The sequence below is a fragment of the Longimicrobiaceae bacterium genome (assembly GCA_035936415.1).
Classification (GTDB): domain Bacteria; phylum Gemmatimonadota; class Gemmatimonadetes; order Longimicrobiales; family Longimicrobiaceae; genus JAFAYN01.
Genome location: DASYWD010000028.1, coordinates 1 through 3,227, shown reverse-complemented (window position 1 = coordinate 3,227; position 3,227 = coordinate 1). Strand labels below are relative to the sequence as shown.

The 3,227-nt window shown below is 71.6% G+C and carries 5 protein-coding genes; 3 read left to right on the top strand and 2 right to left on the bottom strand.

All coding sequences use genetic code 11. The features are described from left to right. The first annotated feature begins 266 nt into the window (after nt 1-266). On the top strand, nt 267-854 hold the full coding sequence (locus VGR37_01120; protein HEV2145996.1) for a L,D-transpeptidase: 588 nt from the start codon (nt 267-269) through the stop codon (nt 852-854). A 489-nt stretch (nt 855-1,343) separates the two neighbouring features. Here the strand turns inward: VGR37_01120 and VGR37_01115 are convergent, their stop codons facing one another. Next, nucleotides 1,344-1,628 (bottom strand): hypothetical protein, encoded by a 285-nt coding sequence (locus VGR37_01115; GenBank protein ID HEV2145995.1) that lies wholly within the window; start codon nt 1,626-1,628, stop codon nt 1,344-1,346. Between the two features lie 65 nt (nt 1,629-1,693). Then, nucleotides 1,694-2,266, bottom strand: coding sequence for a DsbA family protein (locus VGR37_01110; protein ID HEV2145994.1), 573 nt, complete (start codon nt 2,264-2,266; stop codon nt 1,694-1,696). Between the two features lie 228 nt (nt 2,267-2,494). On the opposite strand from VGR37_01110, the gene VGR37_01105 reads away from it, so the two are divergent. Together VGR37_01105 and VGR37_01100 are read left to right on the top strand one after the other, a co-directional pair. Further along, the gene (locus VGR37_01105) at nt 2,495-2,674 is read left to right on the top strand and encodes a DUF1540 domain-containing protein (GenBank protein ID HEV2145993.1); all 180 of its coding nucleotides are present in this window, start codon (nt 2,495-2,497) and stop codon (nt 2,672-2,674) included. A 150-nt stretch (nt 2,675-2,824) separates the two neighbouring features. After that, nucleotides 2,825-3,227: hypothetical protein (locus tag VGR37_01100; protein HEV2145992.1), on the top strand; the 403-nt coding region annotated here is incomplete at its 3' end.

Genomic DNA, 3,227 nt, shown 5'->3' with positions numbered 1-3,227 from the left:
CATCCCGCCTGTGCTCCGTACCAGCCTTGCCTCCTCTGTTACGCCTCCCGCGGAGCCGCCGCTGCGTGCCCTCTCCACGGCCAATCCTGCCGTCGACTCGGTGCCGCCTCCGAAGGCCCCCTTCTTCAACAGCCTTCTAGGGGCCGGAAGGCAAGCTTCGAGCCCCTGCAGCCAGGTGCAGGAGCAACATGCGTTTGGCACGATCCTCGCCTGATGCCCGCCACCCAGGCACCTTCCAGGCGAACCGTGTGACGATATCTATGTCGATGTATAGCAAGTGGTTGGCAATCGGGGCCGTGGCGCTGGCGGGATCGGCCTCCACCCCCCTCTCGCTCGACTCGCGGGCCGCGGCCGAAGTCCCGGGCCGGGCGAGCTCCGTCCGGGTGGTGGTGGACCTCTCCGACCGGGAGCTGTACGTCATCAGCGGCGAAAACGTCGAGCGGACGTACTCCGTCGCCGTCGGGAAGCCGGATCATCCGACCCCGAAGGGGACCTTCCGCATCCAGCGGGTCATCTGGAACCCGCGGTGGGTACCGCCCGACGCCTCGTGGGCGAAGGGGAAGAAGGCGCGCGCTCCGGGCGACCCGCAGAACCCGATGGGACGGGTGAAGATGTTCTTCAAGGAGCCGGACTACTTCATCCACGGCACCCACGCGGAGGACTCGCTGGGGCGGGCGGAGTCGCACGGGTGCATCCGCATGCGCAACGCAGACGTGGTCGACCTGGCGAAGGTCGTCATGGAGCACGGCGGGGCGCGGCGGGAGCCGGGATGGTTCCGGCGGGTGGTCAACCGCGTCACCCAGACCCAGGAGGTGCGGCTCTCCCAGCCGGTCCGCTTCGAGGTGCGGCAGTAGGGGCGCCACGCCCTTCCGCGGCCGTGGGGATCCTCCCCCGCGGCCGGTGCGCTTGGCAGACCTTCACCTCGCACCGCACTCATGCACCTGGTCCAGATCTTCCTCCCGCTCTACGACAACCGGGGCGAGTCCTTCGGCCGAGCGCCCTTCGACCGGGTGCGGGAGGAGCTGACGGAGCGCTTCGGCGGGGTGACGGCGTATCTACACTCCCCCGCCGAGGGGGCGTGGCGGGAGCCGGACGGGGAGGTAGCCCGCGACGACGTGGCGACCTTCGAGGTCATAGTCGAGGCCCTGGAGCACGGGTGGTGGGGCGAGTACCGCGCGGTGCTGGAGCGGCGGTTCCGCCAGGACGAGGTAGTGGTCCGTGCGATGCCCATGGAGAGGCTGCGACGGGATGAAACACTGGACAGAAAGCCCTCCCCCGCATGCGGGGGAGGGTGGCGAGCTTACAGCGAGCCGGGTGGGGGGCGCCGGGTGGCGGCCCGTCTGCTACTCCCGCGGCGGATCCCCGTGCTGATAGGGGAGCTGGTTCAGCAGGTACCGCACGACCCCGTCTATTTTCGATGTGCGGAGGCGGTCCGTCCGCACGGTCACGAGGGTGGACAGTCCGTGCCGGTGCACGTCGACCTCCACCGTGCCCTCGCCGCCAGTGTAGACGGCGCCGTGCCGCGACTCCTGCGCCCGCTCCAGCTCGCCGCGGGTGGTGAGGATCTCGTGCGCCGTCTCCAGCGCCTGTCGCACCGGATAGACCGTGCTGCGCTCGTAGTCTGCCATATCGCTCTCGTTCTCCTGCGGGACGCGGCGGAGCCCGCCGCGCCCGGTTGACCTTGGCTGTGCCCTCAGCGGGCGGCGACCGCCTCCCGCAGCGCAGCGTACGACTGCGCCCCCACCAGCGCCTGCGCCCCGGTGCCGGAGCCGGCGACCACGACGGGGACGGACCGGATCCCGCTCCGCTCCGCCAGCGCCTCGTCGGCGAGGACGGCCCCGGTGTACCGGTCGATGTCCAGCACCACCTTCAGCTCGGTGCGGTCCAGCCCCAGCGCGGTGCCGATCTCCACCAGGACGTCGATGCGCCCCACGTCGCGCCCCTCGGCGAAGTACGCGGCGAAGATCGCGGCGCGCATGGCGTCACCCGCCCCGCGCTCCTCCGCGAAGCGCGCCGCCTCGTGCGCCTTGCGCGTCCGGGACTGGTACCCGGGGCGGCTCAGGACGACCCCGGTCTCCGCGGCCAGCGGGGCGAGCGCCTCCGCCCATTCCATTCCCGCGTCAAGCGGGAGCGGCGCCGGGACGGAATACAGCTCGAAGGCGCGGTAGCGCACGGCGGCCCCGGTCTCCGCGGCGGCGCGGCGGAGCGCGGCCTCCGTCACGTACGAGAACGGGCAGGTGAAGTCCGTAAAGGTCTCGACCTGCACGGCGGCCATCGGCGCGAGGGTGGGCGCTCCGGGAACGCAGGGAATCTGATCCGCGCCCGTGGGGGCCGCAAGGCCGGCGGGCCGGGCCGGCGGCTCCCGGCGCGCATCCAGACCGGTTGAGAATGATTCGCAAACTCTTGAGACAAGCGCACTTGCGCGTTCCGCGGGTGGTCCGCATCTTGCAAAATCGCTCGGGCAGTGACGTCCATTTTCAACGAGGAGGACAGAATGGCGAATCCACAGGAGAAGCGCGCGGCCGAACCCTCTGCGGTGGGCTCCTGCTCCGTGACCGATTGCAAGTTCAACGAGGACCGTGAGTGCCACGCGGGGGAGATCCGCGTCGAGGTCGGCCCGCAAGGCGCCGTCTGCGCCACGTACACGCCCGAGCGCAACCGCGCCCGCCCGTAGCGGCAGCAGCGGAACGCGACGGACGAGGCGGCCCCTCCACGCGGCGGGGCCGCCTCGCCGTTTCCGGCCGGCGAAGAAATGGTTTGACATTCGGGGGGGATCGGGGTATCATTTGGACGCGTTTGAGAATCTTTCTCAACTACTATCCGAATGGCACCCATCTCCCACAGCGTGCTGGCCGCCGCCGGCGCCCTCCAGCAGATCTCCGAGAGCTCGCCGGGCGAGCGTGGACGCCGCGCCGCGGCCGGCGCGCTGGTGCTGCGTGCGGTGCAGCACGCGGTCGCGGGCGAGGAGGGCTCCGGCTTCGTCGCCCTGCGCGCGGGCGACGAGGTGTCGGCCCTGGCGAAGGGCGCGGAGCGCGCGGTGCTGCGCCGCCTGCTCCTCCTCCTGGAGGAGGAGGGCGGGGTGGACGCGGCGCGCCTGGCGGACCCGCTGGTGGGGTACGCCTGCGAGCTGGAGCGGACGCGGCGGCTCCCCGAGGCGGACGCGGCGCTCTCGCTGGCGCTCTCCGCCGCCCCGGACGACGCGGAGGTCGCGCTGCACGCCGCGCGGG